The organism is Streptosporangium sp. NPDC050855 (assembly GCF_044456585.1).
GTDB lineage: Bacteria > Actinomycetota > Actinomycetes > Streptosporangiales > Streptosporangiaceae > Streptosporangium > Streptosporangium longisporum.
In genome coordinates this window covers 50,491-65,697 of sequence record NZ_JBITFY010000030.1, presented here as the reverse complement: position 1 = coordinate 65,697, position 15,207 = coordinate 50,491, and the positions used below count along the sequence as shown (strand labels likewise).

Here is a 15,207-nt window from a genome sequence, read left to right as displayed (position 1 = left end):
GGCTACCTCAGCCCCATCGACTACGAGCAGCAGACCATCGATGGGGTGCTGCTCGCCGCATAACAACCGGTGTCCACACTTCGGGGCGAGCCCCCGACCGCGCCCAGCCTGGGGCCGGATTGTGGCCCGCATGACTGCCGATGCGTACGTAACGGCGTACGGATCTTCTGCGACCTCGGGGATGCTCTGGCCTCCCTGAAGAACCGGCCCGGATCTCGGCGGTAGTCGACGGCCGCCGACGATCTCGGTTCGCTATCGCAGATAGTGACTGATTATCTGCGATAGCCTGGGATCCGTCCTGAGGAAACAGCCCGCCCTGGTGCCGGTGACTCCCCCCGCTTATCTGCGATAGCGCTGGGAAGGTCCTCGATGGCGACGGTGCACCGGCTCGGTTCACGCTCGTACGCGCCCGGCCTCGGCGAGGCCGTCGAGGCGTTCTTGGCCACGATCACCGGCCACAACACCGCCAAGGCGTACGCGATCGCGCTACGCGCCCTGGCCGCCGAGCTCGGCACCGACGCGCCGCTGTCGGAGTTGGAGGGCGAGACCGGGGCAACCCGCCTCGGCGACTGGTTCACCGCCCGCTGGGGAAGCGCGGCCGCGGCCACCTTCAACGCCCGAAAGGACGCCCTGGGCTCGGCCTGCGCCTGGTGGCGCGATCAAGACTGGCTCACCGGCGACCCGCTGCGGCGCATCCGCCGGCGCCGCCTTCCGGCCGACCGGACCCGCGCCATCGACCGCACCCGCATCGAGACCCTGCTCACCGGCCCCGGCCTGCCGCTGCGTGAGAAAACCCTGTTTCGGCTCCTGTATGAGTCCGCCGCCCGCACACAAGAAGCCCTCGCCCTGGACATCGAGGAACTCGACCTGCGCAACCGGCGCGCCAAGGTACGGCGCAAGGGCGGCGCGGTCGACATCATCGTCTGCTGCCGCGTCCCTGAGCCGCCTCGAGATCCGGGCAAACCGGGCAGGCTTCTTCCGGGTCTGGACGGTCCCCAATCACGGCCCCGGCGACGCGCCTGCGACCGGCCAGCTCAGCCGGCCACCGCCTCGGAGCGCTCCGGCCGCGTGCGAACCTGTCGCCCGGCAGATGCACTTCACAGGTCCTCATCCTGGGGCCGCTCGTCGACGCGCGCCGTGGCCTCGGCACGCTTTGCCACTGGCCGGCGCCGCAGCCGAGGGCGAGCACGGCGGGCCAGCAGCACCGCGGTGTACAGGCCCACACCCGCACCGGCCAGCTGCACCAGCTGCTCAACGATCTCCAGCACCTGCACCACCATGACGCCTCCAGGCAAACACCAGCGGCGGCCACATCCGCAGCCGCCGCACAACGGGGAATGCCTCCAGCACACGCCATCCAGCCGCTGTCCCGACAGCTCAGCGGACACCTTGGCGCCACCGGCGAACCCTGCAGAGCCGTCTGCGGACACGCCGCCGCCAGCCGCGGCGATCACCGGACAGATCCGGCCGATCGCTCATAAGGTGGCGGACAATCACGGACAGCACAGGACTCCTCTTGGACCACGACGACGCCCCGGCCTTACCTGTCGACCAGGACGGCCAGATCACGCTGAGCGCCATTCGCACCCGCCGGCAGCTCACCGCCGCGCTGCGTGTCCTTCATCTGCGTGCTGATCGCCCCTCCTACCGCCTCCTGGCCAAACGCGTGGTCTCCGGTCAGGCCGCCCTGGGCCGCACCACCGTCTCGGAGATGCTCACCGGCCGCCGACTTCCCTCCAAGGCCGTGCTGACCTCCTTCGTGCTCGCCTGCGGAGAAAGCGACACCGCCGCCTGGCAACGCGCCTGGGAACGCGTCATGCTCGCCGAACATCACACCACCCCCCAGCCGCCACCGGACGGCCCTCCCAAGCCGCAAGACGCCGCGATCGACATAGACCGCTGGCATCTCATGGCGCAGGTCGCCCAGGAACTGGTCGGCATCGGCCGCTACACCTTGGCGTGCACGCTGCAAACCCAGATACACCACGCGTTCGCCACGCATCACGGCTCCGAGCACCCCGACACCCTGATCACCCGGCACAACCTCGCCCACTGGACCGGATATGCAGGCGATTGGGTCTCCGCTCGTGACCAGTTCGCCGTCCTGCTGCCTGTATGGGAGCAGGACGTGGGCTCCGAGCACCCCGACACCCTGATCACCCGGCACAACCTCGCCCACTGGACCGGGAAGGCGGGCGACACGCTTTCCGCTCGTGACCAGCTCGCCACCCTGCTGCCGGTACAGGAGCGGGTCCTAGGTTTCGAGCACCTCGACACCCTGATCACCCGGCACAACCTCGCCCACTGGACGGGGGAGGCGGGTGATGCGGCCGACGCTCGTGATCACCTCACCGCCGTGCTATCCATACGGGAGCGGGTCCTGGGCACCGAGCACCCCACCACGCTGATCACCCGGAACAGCCTCGCCCACTGGACGGGGCAGGCGGGTGATGCGGCCGCCGCTCGTGACCAGCTCACCGCCCTGCTCCCAGTACATGAGCGGGTGCTGGGTGCTGAGCACCCCGACACCCTGACCACTCGGCACGACCTCGCCCACTGGACGGGTCATACAGGCGATGCGGCCGCCGCTCGTGACCAGCTCACTGATCTACTGCCGGTACATGAGCGGGTCTTGGGCACCGAGCACCCCGACACCCTGGCTATCCGGCACAACCTCGCCCGTTGGACGGGGGAGGCGGGTGATGCGGCCGCCGCTCGTGACCAGCTCACTGATCTACTGCCGGTACATGAGCGGGTGCTGGGTGCTGAGCACCCCCGCACTCTGGCCACCCGGCACGACCTCGCCCACAGGACGGGCCATGCAGGCGATGCGGCCGCCGCTCGTGACCAGATCACCGCCCTGCTCCCAGTACATGAGCGGGTCTTGGGCATCAAGCATCCCCGCACTCTGGCAACCCGACACAACCTCGCCCACTGGATGATGACTGCGGGTGATGTGGCTGGCGCTCGCGATCAGTTCACTGCCCTGCTGCCTCTAGAAGAGCGGGTCTTGGGCACCGAGCATCCCGACACTCTGGCAACCCGACACAACCTCGCCTACTGGATGATGACTGCGGGTGATGTGGCTGGCGCTCGCGATCAGTTCACCGCCCTGCTGCCTCTAGAAGAGCGGGTCTTGGGCACCGAGCATCCCGACACTCTCACCACTCGGTACCTCCTCGAGAGCAAGCTCTTGCGCGGTAAAAAAAAGCGGTAAAAAGCAGAACTTTATGTTGGCATCCGCGTACACCGAGCGCGCTGCCGCCGCGAGCGCGGCCAGTGCCTCATGCAAACCGGGAGCTCCCGTCATGATCACCACCTAAGAGCGTGACTCATTTGGTGAGTCTGCGGTAGCAGATGAGGGCCGCTGCGAGAGCGACGAAGGATGCGAAGTGATCGGCGCGGCGCTCGTAGCGGCGATGCAGTCGGCGGTATCCGTTCAGCCAGGCGATGGTGCGCTCAATGACCCACCGGTGCCGGCCCAGGCGCTGACTGGATTCCACACCGCGGCGAGCGATGCGCGGCGTGATGCCGCGCTCGCGCAGGAAACCTCGCACACCGGGGTAGTCATAGCCCTTGTCGCCGTGCAGTTTGGCCGGGCGGCGACGACGCCGCCCGCGCCGCGAGCGGATCGGGGGGATGCCACGCACCAGAGGCTCGACCGCCAGGCTGTCATGGACGTTGGCCGCTGAGATCGCGACAGAGATCGGCAGACCGGACCGCTCGGTGATCACATGGATCTTCGCCCCTTTCTTGCCGCGATCGACAGGATTCGGGCCCGTCAGCTCCCCCCTTTGACCGCGCGCAGGCTGACCGAGTCGATCGCGCACCGCGACCAGTCCAGCTCACCTCGGGCGCCGAGCTCGTCCAAAATGATCCGATACAGCTTGGCCCACACCCGGGCGGCGCTCCACTCGGCAAAGCGACGGTTCACCGTCTGCCAAGAGGCGCCGAAGACCGGCGGGAGCTGCCGCCAGGCGCACCCGGTGGTGGCCACGTACACGATCGCGGCCAAGATCATTCGATCATCCACGCGTCGCCGTCCACCGCCTTGCGGCCGGGCAGGTGTCGGCGGGACCACGCGCTGAAACAGCTCCCACAACTCATCCGGGACCAGCCGCTGAAGGAATGCATCCACGCCGTACCCAACGAACAACTGCCAAATGAGTCACGCTCTAAGCAGCCCATACCGACACGGCAGGGATCAAACCGCCCTCGGGGTGATAACTCCGGTTTATCTACTAACTTGCTCCGCGCAGAACGGCATTTTCGACCGCCTCGACGAACGTCCAGGGCGCCGCTAAAAGCCGAGCCCCGGCGCTGCTCGTCGGCGCCGTCCCGTTCGTAAGGTGGTCTTTTCCACCAACTTGCACAGCGCGAAAAAGGGCCCGGCGGCCGACCCCGCCCGCTGGTCTTCCGCACCCTTCCCGGCTCGCCCCCCGCGGCCCCTCCGGCCGGCGCGCGGCCGACTGTCCAGTCCGCCGACCGAGCCTCAGGCGAGGGAGCGGACTTGACCGGCGGCAAGCGCCGGCCACACTTCAGGCCGAGGGCGAGATGGCCGTAGGACTGGCACGTCCGGATGACTGCCCCAGAGAGCCCACTCGCCGTCACCCGGCACTTGTCGACCATCGTCGCGATCATGAACGATAGCTCCGACCGGCTCGGTGAACATTCCTGCAGCCCTGATAACGATGGATCTACACGACAACACCTGCCACACCCCCTTATACGGTATTGATAGAAGTCATGGGAGGCCGCGCACGGCGTCGCAACGAGCGACCGCGACGAGCGTGGCCCCTGCGCGTCTCGATCCTGGCGGCTTCGATCACCGCCTCCAGTTCCTTGACCGGATGGGATGAGGCGCCCACCCCTTTCCAGGTCGGCAGTCTCGTGACATGCGTGACCTTGTCCGCATGGGCCACCTGGCGTGCCGAAAGAGGAAAACCGGGGAATTCCCCACCCCAGCGTGGTGATGCCCTAAAAAGAAGGTCCGAAATTGATGTCCGTCGGCGCGCCTATTTCCAGTTAGTCGCATAAGCATCCACGGCCCTGACCTGCAAAAACACTTTAAATTCAAGATTCGCAAATACTGCTCCGCGGTTCACGGACACCCATTTCTCTCCCACGCGTAAATTCCCCCCATCTGCCCGAAAAGCGCTTTTACCAAAACGGCGTCCTGCTTGTTGACCCGATAACCGCGCACTCCGAGACAGCCACCTGCGGGCGGCGTAGCGTGATTGGGGTGATGGCTGACAGCACCGAGTGGGACAACCGCCACCAAGAGCAGATGCTCGACCTGGCCGACGCTCTGGGCGCGTTCGACGCCGCGGCCCTGGCCCGGCTCGGGCCGGAGGACCGCGCCGTGCAGGTGCGCGCCCGCCGGGCCCTGTGGCTGTACGCCGACGCGTTGTGGGACGCGGTCAAGGAGGCCAACCCCGAAGGCACGCCGGCGACCCGTAACCCGTTCAACAGCGTGGCCGCGCTGCGCGACTTCACCCAGGAGCTGTACGCCACGGCGGCTCAAGCTCAAGCCGACGCCGGCGAGGACGAGCCCGACGAGCGCGACCCCATCCCCGCGCTTCCGCCGATGCCCGACTGGCGCCAGAAATAGGTAACGGGAACCACAGTTCCCGCAGGCGCCTTCGCCATGATCACTGACGATGAGGCGGAAGAGTTCGGGCTTGGACGCCGGGTCGATCTGCCGATGCCCTGATCGGCCTTGGTGGAGGATCGGACCGGGTTTTGGCGCTAGGAACGCGATCTTGACGATGATCCGGTGACGGCAGGTACTTGCCCTGGTTGAGGGCCATAGGCGACTCGGCTGCGGGCCCGCGCTGCAGAAGTAAGCTAACGTGCGTTACGATAACGATCGTTAACCTACTTGGAGGGGGAGCAGTGCTGGATCAGCTAGGACGGGCGCTCGCCGCGGAGGACGCCACTGCCGTGTCCGTGGTGCTGGCCGAGGACGTCACCCTGCGGGTCGCGGTGCACGACGAGCCGATCGAGGGGATCGGTGCCGCCTCTCACGTCATCGGGGCTGTGCTCGACGGGGTGCTGCACGACATCGAGGTGTCGGCGACCATCGGCGGCGTCGGCGACACCTCGGTTCTGATGTTCAGCGCCCAGGTCGCGGGCCACCCCGGCCGGGCCGACGGGCTGCTCGTCGCCCGCCAGGACCAAGACGAGCGGATCTCGGATCTCACCGTGTTCGTCCGGCCGCTCGCGGCGTTGCAAGCGCTGGCCGACGAGATGGGGCGGCGGCTGGGTGTGTCGCGCCCCGGCGGTGTCGTCTGATGGCCACCCCATCGCTGCGCAACTGGATCCCGGCCGCGATCCTGTCCTCGCCGCTGCACCCGGTGATGAGCCGCAGGAGTCTCCTGCTGAGCTTCACCGGGCGCCGCAGCGGCGTCCGCTACGTCACCCCCGTCAACTACCTCCAGCGTGACCGCGAGCTGCTGATCACCACGAAGGGGGGGTGGTGGCGCAACTTCGACGGTGGGGTGCCGGTGGAGCTGCGGCTGCGGGGCCGCCGGGTCGCGGCGGTGGCCGAGGCGGTGCGCGAGCCCGCTGTTGTGGCCGAGGCGCTCACCGCACTCGTGCGTGACCACCGCGCGTACGGGCGCTGGGCGCGGGTCCGGGTCGGCGCGGACGGCACCCCGGACACCGCAGACGTACACGCGGCTGTCGCGAGCGGCCGGGTTCTGGTCCGCGTGCTACTGGACGACGAGACCATCACCCCATGACCGCAACGCACCGCAGGCGCCGTGGCACCGGGCACGAGCTGCGTGAAGTGGTGATTCGGGTGGCCACCGACCTGCTGGCGCAGCTCGGCGACGCCGACGCACTCACCATGCGGGCCGTCGCCGCCGCCGCAGGCGTCACCGCACCCTCGGTCTACCGGCACTTCCCGGACAAGGAGGCGTTGCTGCGTGTCGTCATCGCCGAGCGGTTCGCCGAGTTCACCGAGCAGCTCGAAAGCGCCGCCGTGTCCGCCGCCGGCGACCCCGTCGCGCGGCTCGAGGCGATCGCCAGGGCGTACGTCCGGAGCGGTCTGGAGCAGCCGGGGCATTACCGGGTGCTGTTCAGCGCCATGAACGCGGGCCCGGCCGGGCTGGGGCTCGAACCCGGCGCTGCGCATCCCGGCGCGGCTTCCTACAAGGTACTGGTCGACGCGGTCAGCGCGTGCCTGTCACCCGCACGCCACGATGCGGCGTTCGTGCTGGCCACAGAGCTGTGGGCTTCCCTACACGGCGCCATCGACCTGCGCATCACCAAACCCGACATGCCATGGCCCGAGCCCGATGCGCTGATCGAGACGGCGTTGACCGCCGTGCGGACCGCGTCGTCGCCCGGGCCACTACCCACGGAGTCGCCGTGAACCTGCTCGTCTTCATCACGCTGGCCGTCACCGGCTTCGTCGCCTGTTCCGAGTTCGGCTCCTATGCCTTCGTCCATCCTGTGCTGCGCCATCTGCCCGGCACCGAACGCATCACCGTCGAGAAGGGCCTGCTCAAGACGTTCGGACGGGTCATGCCGGTCGGGATGACGCTGTGCGTGGTGCTCGCGGTGGCCGTCGCGATCGAGGGCAGCGGGCCCGGGTGGCTCGCCTGGTCCGCAGTGGTCGCGTTCGCCGTCGCGGTGGGGTTCACCGTCACCGTCAACGTCCCGATCAACATCGCCACCGGACGCTGGGATCCGGCGAACCCGCCCGCCGGATGGGAACGGACCCGCCGCCGCTGGGAGTTCTTCCAGGGCGTGCGCTCCTGGCTGCTGCTGATCGGTTTCGTCCTGGTCTGCGCGGCAGGCACCGCCTGATCAGCGCGCGGCGGCTGTCAGCACCACAGCCCGCTCCAGCGCCCGTCCCGACGACCCAGCACGAGAGTCACGGCGAATCGCCGCATACAACGCGACCTTCTCGGACTGCGACGCCACGACGCCCCCTCACTGGGAGTAGCACCTCCGATACTTTTACCGCAACCAGGCCGGTGGTGCCCAAACTCATCGACATCACCAACCCGCCCACGGGAGCGCGGTCACAGCTGACCGACAAACGCGGTCACTTCTCACCTACAAAGCCACGGGGGACAGGGTGTCTCACAAGTTTCATAACTCTTGCCCGGGGGTCGGTGCCCGGTCAGAGGCTGCGTCCCTGGCGGGGTGTGGTCGGGGAGAGGCGCGAAGACGGCGGGCGGTAGGTGGGTCCGGCGCCGACCGGCCGCTGAGGTGCTTGGGCACGGGCCTGTTCGCGCCGGGAGGCGGCCAGGTCGGCCGCGGCCGGATCCCGGCGGGCGTGCTCCTGGTAGCGGCGGACGTCGTCATCGAGCTGGCGGCGGTGCTCCCACTCTGCGACCAAGGCGGCCAGTAGACCGGCCGCATGCCGGTGCTGGCCTTCCGCAGATGTGGGAGCGTCCGGGGATCGCAGGCGCGCGGCCGCGGCGCGCCGGCGCTGGGCGAAGCCCGGCATGAGGTGTTCCAGGCGGGCCGCGGTGGTCTTCTCCAGCACGGCGGCAAAGGAGGTGCGGCCGTTCAGCAGTCGCTGACGCTCTTGGAGATCGACCAGGGTCGCACACGAGGGGGATGCCTGCCGTGCGGCGTGCAGCGCGGCCTGCCGGGCGCGCTTGGCGACCTCGGCCCGGCGGGCGGCGTCGGCCATCGCTTGGGAGACCTCCTGGAGGCGCTCTTCCAGCCGGGCGCGATCGGAGCTGGGCAGCCAGCCGCGCACCCCCCGGCTCTTCTCCCGTAGCGCCGCCCGGAGCTGATGGGTGCGCTGTTCGGCCCGGCGGAAGGTGGCCTCGGCGTCCTTGCGCCGCCCGCCGGCGACGTCGGCCTGATGCAGGGCGCCGGTCAGCCGGGTACGCTCGTCGACGAGCTCGCCCTGCACCTGGGCGCGGACCGCGGCAATGCGCTCGGCGAGCTCGCGCTCGCGTCGCTGGTGCTCCTGGATGTGCTCGGCGAGCGCGGCCGCCCGGGTGGACGTCGCCGCGATGCGCGCCTGCAGCTCCTCGTCGCCGAGCAGGCCGTGCGGGCGGCCGGGATGGGTGACCTCGTTCAGTGCGAGGTGCGCGGCCACCACCCGGGCGGTGTCGGCCTCCAAGGCGGTCAGCTCGCGGGCCCGCACGGCGGCGATCGGCTCAGGCTCGGGGGTCAGGACCTGATCGGCGCGGTCGCCTTGCAGGGTGGCGGCGTAGGCGTCCAGGGCCCGGTGCAGCTCATCGGCGGGGTTGCGTGGTTCGCCGAGCCGGGCGCGGTCGGCATCGGACTCCAGCACGGTGCGCGGCAGGTACAGGTGCGCCGAAAGCCGGTCGCGGCTCATGGCCGCGTACAAAGTATGCGGATCCAGCCCCATGCCGTAGATCAGCGTGTGCTGGCTCGTCAGGCCCTGGGCGGCGGCCACCGTCATGGCCGTGCCGTGGGACAAGCCGCCGGCGGCGATGTAGGCCGGGCTAAGGCGCTCGGTGACCAGGGCCGGGCCGTGGTCAGCGAGGCGGCGCCACTGCACGTCCACCGACCGGTCGCCGTGGATCGCGACCACTACGCCGCGGTAGCCGTTCAGGACGTCGGCCCGTGCGCCGCGACTCCGTTCGGCGCGGTAGTCGTTGGCGCGCACCCGCACGTGGTCGCCGACCGCAAGTTCCAGGACGCGCCCGCCCGGCAGCCGGTAGGCGACGTCCGGCCCGGACAGTTCGCCGTGCTCGCGGCGGATCGCGCGGGCGGCGGCGTTGAGGCGGTCGGCTTCGGCGTTGGTGCCGGCCAACACCAGGACAGCGGCGAGCTCGTCGTGCACGTCGTCGCGATAGTCGGTACGCACCGAGTTCCAGTCGGCCAGCAGCGCGCCCAGCGTGTCGGTGGCGTCGCGTCCGGCGTGAACGTGACCGCCGCGACTCCACGTGCGCAGGGCTTCGGCGCGCTCACCGTCGCGCCACTGACGCAGCGCCTGACGCTCGATCGGGTCACGCTGGCGCCGGTTCTCTTCCAGCACCAGGCCGTCGATCTGGCGGTGGACGGCGGCGAAGGTGCCGCCGACACCGACCGCGCGTAGCTGCAGCGGGTCGCCGATCGCCACGACCTTCGTGCCGGTGCGGTGGGCCTCGGTGAGCAGGACGGCCAGGTCGCGGTCGTCGACCATCGCGGCCTCATCGAGGACCAGGACGTCGATGCCGTCCAAGCCGCGGCCGCCGGGGGTGGTGATGCGGTGTAGCCAGGTGGCGACGGTGTGCGCGACGATGCCGGATTCGGCGGTCAGGTTCGCGGCCGCCACCGCGGCGGTCGCGGCGCCGGCCACCACCAGGCCCCGGCTCTCCCACGCCACCCGGGCGGCCGCCATCAGCGTCGTCTTGCCCGCGCCGGGAACGCCGATCAGCGCCTCGACGCCGTGGCCGGCGGCCAGCAGCCGGTGCAGCGCGGCGTGCTGGGTGGCGGAGAATACGACGCCGTGGACGGCCTGGAAGGTCTCCAGCGACAGGGCGATCGCCGGGCCGTCGACGACCGCGACGCCTTGGCCGTAGCGCTGGCGGGTGATGTGCAGAACCTGCTGCTCAGCTTCGAGGATGTCGATGCTGGTGTAGCGGGTCGCGTTGACCAGATGCCTCATCCCCGCCTCCGGCAGGCGCACCGCGGGCCCGTGGGTCAACACCTCCTCGGTCAGCGCGTGCAGGTCGGCCAGATCGGCGACACCGTCAGGGCAGGCGTCAGCGACGGCGGCCAGGACGTCGGCGTGGCTGACGGTCTTGCTGTGCGCGGTCAGCCCCTCCTCAGGGCGCCAGATCCACACGGCAATCTCTTGGGCGCTCGGGCGTTGCGGGAGGGCTTCGCCGGGGCGCGTACACCGGGCCAGCACGTCGGCGGCGTCGACGCCGTCGGCGGCGCACTGGGCGTGCCAGTCGCCGCGCCGGTCCCCGTCCAGCACCGGGTGCTTGGCCTGACGGCTGGCGGCGCTGGCCACCTTGCGCGCGTGCGAATGCGCCTCCTCGTAGGCCAGGCCGCATTCGGCCAGCAGCTCCCTGATCTGGCCGTCGCGCTTGGAGAAACGGGCACGCATCGCCTCGTCGACGCCAACGACCTCCCACGCCCCAGTGCACGCATCACGCTCCCAGCGCACCCCGATCTCCTCGGTCAACCGGCGCCGGACGCGAGCCTTGAGGAAGGCATCAGCGGCGTGGGCGTGACGGTGCAGATCCTTGCCGCCGGCCGCCACAGCCGACCATCTCCCGTCGGTCCCGCGCACCAGGTTGGCGATCTGGACGTGGGCGTGCAGGTGCGGATCGGGCATGTGCCCGTCGACGGGGCGGGCGGTCTGGTGCCACATCACCCACCCCAAAAAGCCGCCAGTCGACACGCGGTCGGCGAGCCGGCCATCGCCCTGGTGGCCGCGCTGGCCGTAGGCGACCCACCCCTGCACCGCGCCGGCGGTCTCGACGACCGACGCGGCGAAGGTCTCCTCGACCACCGCCGAGACGGCCGCATCAGCCAAGCCGTGCAGCACGCTGACGCTCTTGGCAACGTCCACGGTGAGGTCATAGCCGCGGTTGCCGACGCGCACCCGCGCCTCCCGCCAGCGCCGCGCGAGCGCCAGCTGCTCGGCGTCGTAAACGGCCGCCAGGTCCACCCCGGCCGCCGTGGCGAGGCGGCGCGCGTCGTCATAGGGCAGCACGTACGCCTCGCCCTTGCGCCGCACGCCGCGCTCCAGACGCCCCGCGCGCTTGGCCATCTCCCTGTTGTCGGCCACCAGCGCGGCGACGCCCGCGACGCCGCGTTCGGCCGCGGCCTTCTCCAACTCCTGCAGCAGCGGGATACCGGGCAACATCGCGCGCGGGTCGACGGCCTGCTTGGCCTTCATCAGGACGTGGCCGGTGTGCGGGTGGCGGCCGTCCATGATGTTGCGGGCCGCCTCATGCTGGCCAGCGGTGAGCGTGCTGCCGGGGGTGATGCCGACCTCGCGCAGACCGTCCCCGATCCACATCAGCGGGCGATCGCCCGCCAGCCGGTAGGAGATTTGGCCGTCGTCCTGGCCGCGCACGAGATGGTGACTTTGGCACCCGGCGCCCTCGTGCAGGCGGTAGTCGACCTGCGCCATGGACGGCCCCAGCGTGCTCACCCACGCCACCCCTGGCCACCCCCACCATCAGCCCAGCTCAGCCCCGGTTCGTCCGGCCGAAGGCCGTCCGTATCGCCAGATACCTTGGTCCAAGATCCTGGTTTGTGATCTTTTGTATTGTCATGAGTCTGACAAATGGGACTTGTGGTGTCCATGGTTCTGGTCTTGGACGATGATCGATCTTTGATGACCTGACGAGTTTTCAATCTTGCTTCGCTTGTCATCTTCATCTGTCAGATCATTTGGTCCTCGCTGCCCTTCCCGCTCGTCCCCCGCGGCCTGTCCGGTCGGCGCGCGGCCGACTGTCCAGTCCGGAGGTGACGAGCGCAGCGAGGAGGCGGAGGACTTGACCGGCGGCAAGCGTCGGCCACACTGCCGGCCGAGGGCGAGACGGCCTGCGGATTGCTTCTGAGAACAGCAAGCGCGGGAGTGCCCCGATCCTCTCGACGTCACAAGATGTGACATGAAGCCCGACTTTCCGAGCGTCTCCTACTCGGAGGCCAAGTCCGCCGAGGGCAGCATCGGCCAGCGGCAGGCCGTAGGCACCGGGGCAAGGTTGCGTCCCATCAGGGGACGCTCGGTGGCGCCCGTCGGGTTGCTGGTCGGGCTGCTGGTCGGGTCGTCTTCGGCGGGGTCGAAGCAGTAGGAGGAGGACAGCTCCCACATCTCGACGGTGCGCTGGGTGACGGTGCGCAGCACGACCCGCCCCGCGCCAGCAGATGGCATGGGCCTGACCACATGCGTTGACAGGTATATGGAGCGGGTGTTTCATGAATATTCGCAGGACAGCTCGGATTCCGGGAGGGTCGGAATGACCGAAGAGACTGCATTCATGGACTTCCCGGTCGAGATCCGGAAGCGCGCAGCGAACTACCTCAGCCTGGTGTCGCAAAGCGGGATCCCCGAAGCGTCCACGGTCGGCACCGAGGGCAGTGAGACCACCGAACGTTCCGAGAGCAGCGAGAACAGCGAAAGCAGCGAGAACACCGAGCGCAAGGAAACCATGGAGAGACCTGTCGGCCTGTTCCGTGGTCCACGCTGACGGGACGACGGCATGAGCCCGACTCCCCTGGCGTTGCCGACGGGCGAGGGCGGTTCCGGTTCCGGTTCCGACGAGCAACGGCCGTTCATCCCCGCAGAGGCGAGGCCGGCGGTCGTCGAGGATCTCGCGAGGATCGCCTGGCAGGTCGCGGAGGCCCTGCTCTCCCTGGAGACCCCGCCACGATGACGCTCCTGGTCATCGCCCCGGACACGGACGAGACGGCCAGGCGGTTCGCCGACTTCGCCTTGAGCTGTGGTGTTTCGACGGTGGTGGCGAACGGGTTCGGCCGGGTCCAGATCACGGTGCGCGCGTCCCGCGACCGGGCCTGTCGCACGCGGATCACGGTCGACGGCGTCGAGGTGAGCGGGATCCTGACCCGCGGGGTGGGTGACTGGGGCCGCGAGCCGGACGCGGAGCGGGCATTCGTCTCCGCCGAGACGTACGCCGCCCTCTGGTCTGCCATCGCGCTGTGGCCGGGGCCGGTCGTCAACCGGCCGTCCGCGCAAGGGTTCTTCCCGCGCCTGGATCCTCTGCAGCTCGTCGGGTCCGGCGCCGTCGCGCCGCCGCCCACGGTGATCCTCAATGACGGGTCCGCGCCCGGAAGCGACGTGTACCGGCTGCCCGACTGGACGAGGGTGGACCCCGAGGTCTCTCGGAGCAGGTTCGACGTCGTGCAGATCAGCGACGGCGATCCGGCCCGCGCTCGCCGTATCCTGGTCGCTGGGACCGACGTGTTCGAAGTGAGCGGGACCGGAGAACGGCTCGGCGCAGGCATGGCCGACCTGGTGGCTCCCGTGCTCGCCTGGCTCCGGCGGAGCGGAATGGAGTTCGTCGCCTTCACCGTGGAGCCGGGACGCGGCGTCCCTCGGCTGCTCGATGTGTCGTGTTGGCCCGGCCATTTCCTGTTCCCGCACATCGAGGACCGGGTCTATGCGGCGCTGCTGGACAGGCTCGCCGCGTGATCCTCTGCCTCGGCCTCGCCGCTGATCCGACCTTCACTGCCGGGGTGCAGGCGCTGAGGCGGGCGGGAGTGGAGTTCCGGTCGGTCGATCTACCGTCCCTGGCGATGCGCGGCAGCGTGCGGATCCCCTTGGAGAGCCCTGGTGATACCGAGCTGTCGCTGGCCGGCGAAAGCCACCGCCTCGGCGACTTCGCGGCCGTCTGGTGCCGCCTCATGGACGTCTCCTCAGCCGCGCCGACGTCCGAACTGGCTGCGGCTGCCGCCGGTCAGGCCGAGGCCTTGGCCCGGATCCTGGAGTCGGTTCCCCCCAAGGTGATGAATTCCCCGCTGCGCGAGGCTTCCGGGTTCACCAAGGTCCTGCATGCGGTCACTCTCGGCGAGGTCGGCGGTTGGCGGATCCCCGAGACCTGTCTCACCTCGGACGCGGCGGAGGCTTCGCGATTCATCCGGAGCTGCCGCAACGGCACGATCTTCAAGGGCGCCAGCGCATGGAAGACGTGGGCGACGGTCTTCGAAGCGCGGCATGAACCCCTGCTGCCTCGCCTCGGACACCTGCCGGTGCTTTTCCAAGAGCGCGTCATTGGACCCGACGTACGGGTCCACGTGGTCGGCGACCAGTCGTTCGGCGAGCTGATCGACTCACCGGTGCTCGACTACCGAACGGTGCGCGGTGTCAACAAGTACAGCCCGCTGATTCCGCCCCGGGAAATCGCCGACGGATGCGCTCGGCTCACCGAGTACTGCGGAGTGCCGCTCCTGGGCGTCGATTTCAAGATCGAGCGCGCGACGGGGACCTGGTTCTTCCTGGAGGCCAACTCGATGCCGTGCTTCGAGGGGTACGACGAACGCGCGGGCGGCGCCATTTCCCGCGCGATCGTCGACTGGCTCAGCACACCGGACCGCTGACGACACACATCTCTTGTCGTCCCGACCCGTAAGAACGTCCGGCTTGCCCACGACGTACATGCTGATGTCCTTCTACTGGGACGACCTACTCGGCCTGGCCAAGCCACAACGCGACCCGGACGGGACATTGGCCTTCCATCTCCCGCTCGGCGACACGGCCATCGCGGCGTCGCCTCCGACGACATCGGCCGGCCGGCACTGCGT

14 protein-coding genes are annotated in these 15,207 nt (G+C 69.4%); 10 read left to right on the top strand and 4 right to left on the bottom strand.

The features are described from left to right. Positions 1–1,097: 1,097 nt before the first annotated feature. Complete coding sequence (locus tag ACIBCT_RS37570) at positions 1,098–1,280, bottom strand: hypothetical protein (protein ID WP_399196781.1); 183 nt, start codon at positions 1,278–1,280, stop codon at positions 1,098–1,100. A 236-nt stretch (positions 1,281–1,516) separates the two neighbouring features. On the opposite strand from ACIBCT_RS37570, the gene ACIBCT_RS37565 reads away from it, so the two are divergent. Continuing rightward, complete coding sequence (locus tag ACIBCT_RS37565) at positions 1,517–3,217, top strand: tetratricopeptide repeat protein (protein WP_399196780.1); 1,701 nt, start codon at positions 1,517–1,519, stop codon at positions 3,215–3,217. Positions 3,218–3,332: 115 nt separating this feature from the next. On the opposite strand, the gene ACIBCT_RS37560 is transcribed toward ACIBCT_RS37565, so the two are convergent. Next, positions 3,333–4,138, bottom strand: a protein-coding gene (locus ACIBCT_RS37560) for an IS5 family transposase (protein WP_399196778.1) whose coding sequence is annotated in 2 segments (ribosomal slippage) — positions 3,333–3,787 and positions 3,787–4,138 — 807 coding nt in all. Because the reading frame shifts where the segments join, the coding sequence is not laid out codon by codon here. Between the two features lie 1,107 nt (positions 4,139–5,245). On the opposite strand from ACIBCT_RS37560, the gene ACIBCT_RS37555 reads away from it, so the two are divergent. From ACIBCT_RS37555 to ACIBCT_RS37535, 5 genes are all read left to right on the top strand, one after another. Further along, entirely contained in the window at positions 5,246–5,611 is a 366-nt protein-coding gene (locus tag ACIBCT_RS37555) for a hypothetical protein (RefSeq protein WP_399196777.1), read from the top strand. Positions 5,612–5,895: 284 nt separating this feature from the next. Further along, positions 5,896–6,294, top strand: coding sequence for a hypothetical protein (locus tag ACIBCT_RS37550; RefSeq protein WP_399196776.1), 399 nt, complete (start codon positions 5,896–5,898; stop codon positions 6,292–6,294). Next, positions 6,294–6,743, top strand: coding sequence for a nitroreductase/quinone reductase family protein (locus ACIBCT_RS37545; RefSeq protein WP_399196775.1), 450 nt, complete (start codon positions 6,294–6,296; stop codon positions 6,741–6,743). The genes ACIBCT_RS37550 and ACIBCT_RS37545 overlap by 1 nt, the downstream gene beginning before the upstream one ends. Further along, positions 6,740–7,378, top strand: a complete 639-nt coding sequence (locus ACIBCT_RS37540; protein WP_399196774.1) for a TetR/AcrR family transcriptional regulator — start codon at positions 6,740–6,742, stop codon at positions 7,376–7,378. The genes ACIBCT_RS37545 and ACIBCT_RS37540 overlap by 4 nt, the downstream gene beginning before the upstream one ends. Then, positions 7,375–7,815: an anthrone oxygenase family protein gene (locus ACIBCT_RS37535; protein WP_399196773.1), complete on the top strand. Its 441-nt coding sequence runs from the start codon at positions 7,375–7,377 to the stop codon at positions 7,813–7,815. Before ACIBCT_RS37540 ends, ACIBCT_RS37535 begins: the two co-directional genes overlap by 4 nt. A gap of 319 nt (positions 7,816–8,134) precedes the next feature. Here ACIBCT_RS37535 and mobF read toward each other — a convergent pair whose 3' ends face one another. Then, entirely contained in the window at positions 8,135–12,094 is a 3,960-nt protein-coding gene (gene mobF, locus ACIBCT_RS37530) for a MobF family relaxase (RefSeq protein WP_399196772.1), read from the bottom strand. Between the two features lie 489 nt (positions 12,095–12,583). Continuing rightward, complete coding sequence (locus ACIBCT_RS37525) at positions 12,584–12,820, bottom strand: hypothetical protein (protein ID WP_399196771.1); 237 nt, start codon at positions 12,818–12,820, stop codon at positions 12,584–12,586. 85 nt (positions 12,821–12,905) lie between these two features. Between ACIBCT_RS37525 and ACIBCT_RS37520 the strand changes: the two genes are divergently transcribed. The 4 genes from ACIBCT_RS37520 to ACIBCT_RS37505 are packed head-to-tail and all read left to right on the top strand — an operon-like array spanning position 12,906 to position 15,003. After that, positions 12,906–13,136, top strand: coding sequence for a hypothetical protein (locus tag ACIBCT_RS37520; protein ID WP_399196770.1), 231 nt, complete (start codon positions 12,906–12,908; stop codon positions 13,134–13,136). 12 nt (positions 13,137–13,148) lie between these two features. Beyond that, positions 13,149–13,322, top strand: coding sequence for a hypothetical protein (locus ACIBCT_RS37515; RefSeq protein WP_399196769.1), 174 nt, complete (start codon positions 13,149–13,151; stop codon positions 13,320–13,322). Continuing rightward, complete coding sequence (locus ACIBCT_RS37510) at positions 13,319–14,098, top strand: hypothetical protein (RefSeq protein WP_399196768.1); 780 nt, start codon at positions 13,319–13,321, stop codon at positions 14,096–14,098. Before ACIBCT_RS37515 ends, ACIBCT_RS37510 begins: the two co-directional genes overlap by 4 nt. Continuing rightward, positions 14,095–15,003 carry a RimK family alpha-L-glutamate ligase gene (locus tag ACIBCT_RS37505; protein ID WP_399196767.1) on the top strand — a complete coding sequence of 303 codons (909 nt, stop codon included), beginning with the start codon at positions 14,095–14,097 and terminating at the stop codon, positions 15,001–15,003. The genes ACIBCT_RS37510 and ACIBCT_RS37505 overlap by 4 nt, the downstream gene beginning before the upstream one ends. Positions 15,004–15,207 lie beyond the last annotated feature (204 nt).

Bases quoted from the DNA above. Each gene is read 5' to 3' on its own strand.
- ACIBCT_RS37515 (WP_399196769.1), top strand. From the start codon at position 13,149: ATGAGCCCGACTCCCCTGGCGTTGCCGACGGGCGAGGGCGGTTCCGGT.
- ACIBCT_RS37510 (WP_399196768.1), top strand. From the start codon at position 13,319: ATGACGCTCCTGGTCATCGCCCCGGACACGGACGAGACGGCCAGGCGG.
- ACIBCT_RS37570 (WP_399196781.1), bottom strand. From the start codon at position 1,280: ATGGTGGTGCAGGTGCTGGAGATCGTTGAGCAGCTGGTGCAGCTGGCC.
- ACIBCT_RS37525 (WP_399196771.1), bottom strand. From the start codon at position 12,820: ATGCCATCTGCTGGCGCGGGGCGGGTCGTGCTGCGCACCGTCACCCAG.
- ACIBCT_RS37540 (WP_399196774.1), top strand. From the start codon at position 6,740: ATGACCGCAACGCACCGCAGGCGCCGTGGCACCGGGCACGAGCTGCGT.
- ACIBCT_RS37545 (WP_399196775.1), top strand. From the start codon at position 6,294: ATGGCCACCCCATCGCTGCGCAACTGGATCCCGGCCGCGATCCTGTCC.
- ACIBCT_RS37555 (WP_399196777.1), top strand. From the start codon at position 5,246: ATGGCTGACAGCACCGAGTGGGACAACCGCCACCAAGAGCAGATGCTC.
- ACIBCT_RS37520 (WP_399196770.1), top strand. From the start codon at position 12,906: ATGACCGAAGAGACTGCATTCATGGACTTCCCGGTCGAGATCCGGAAG.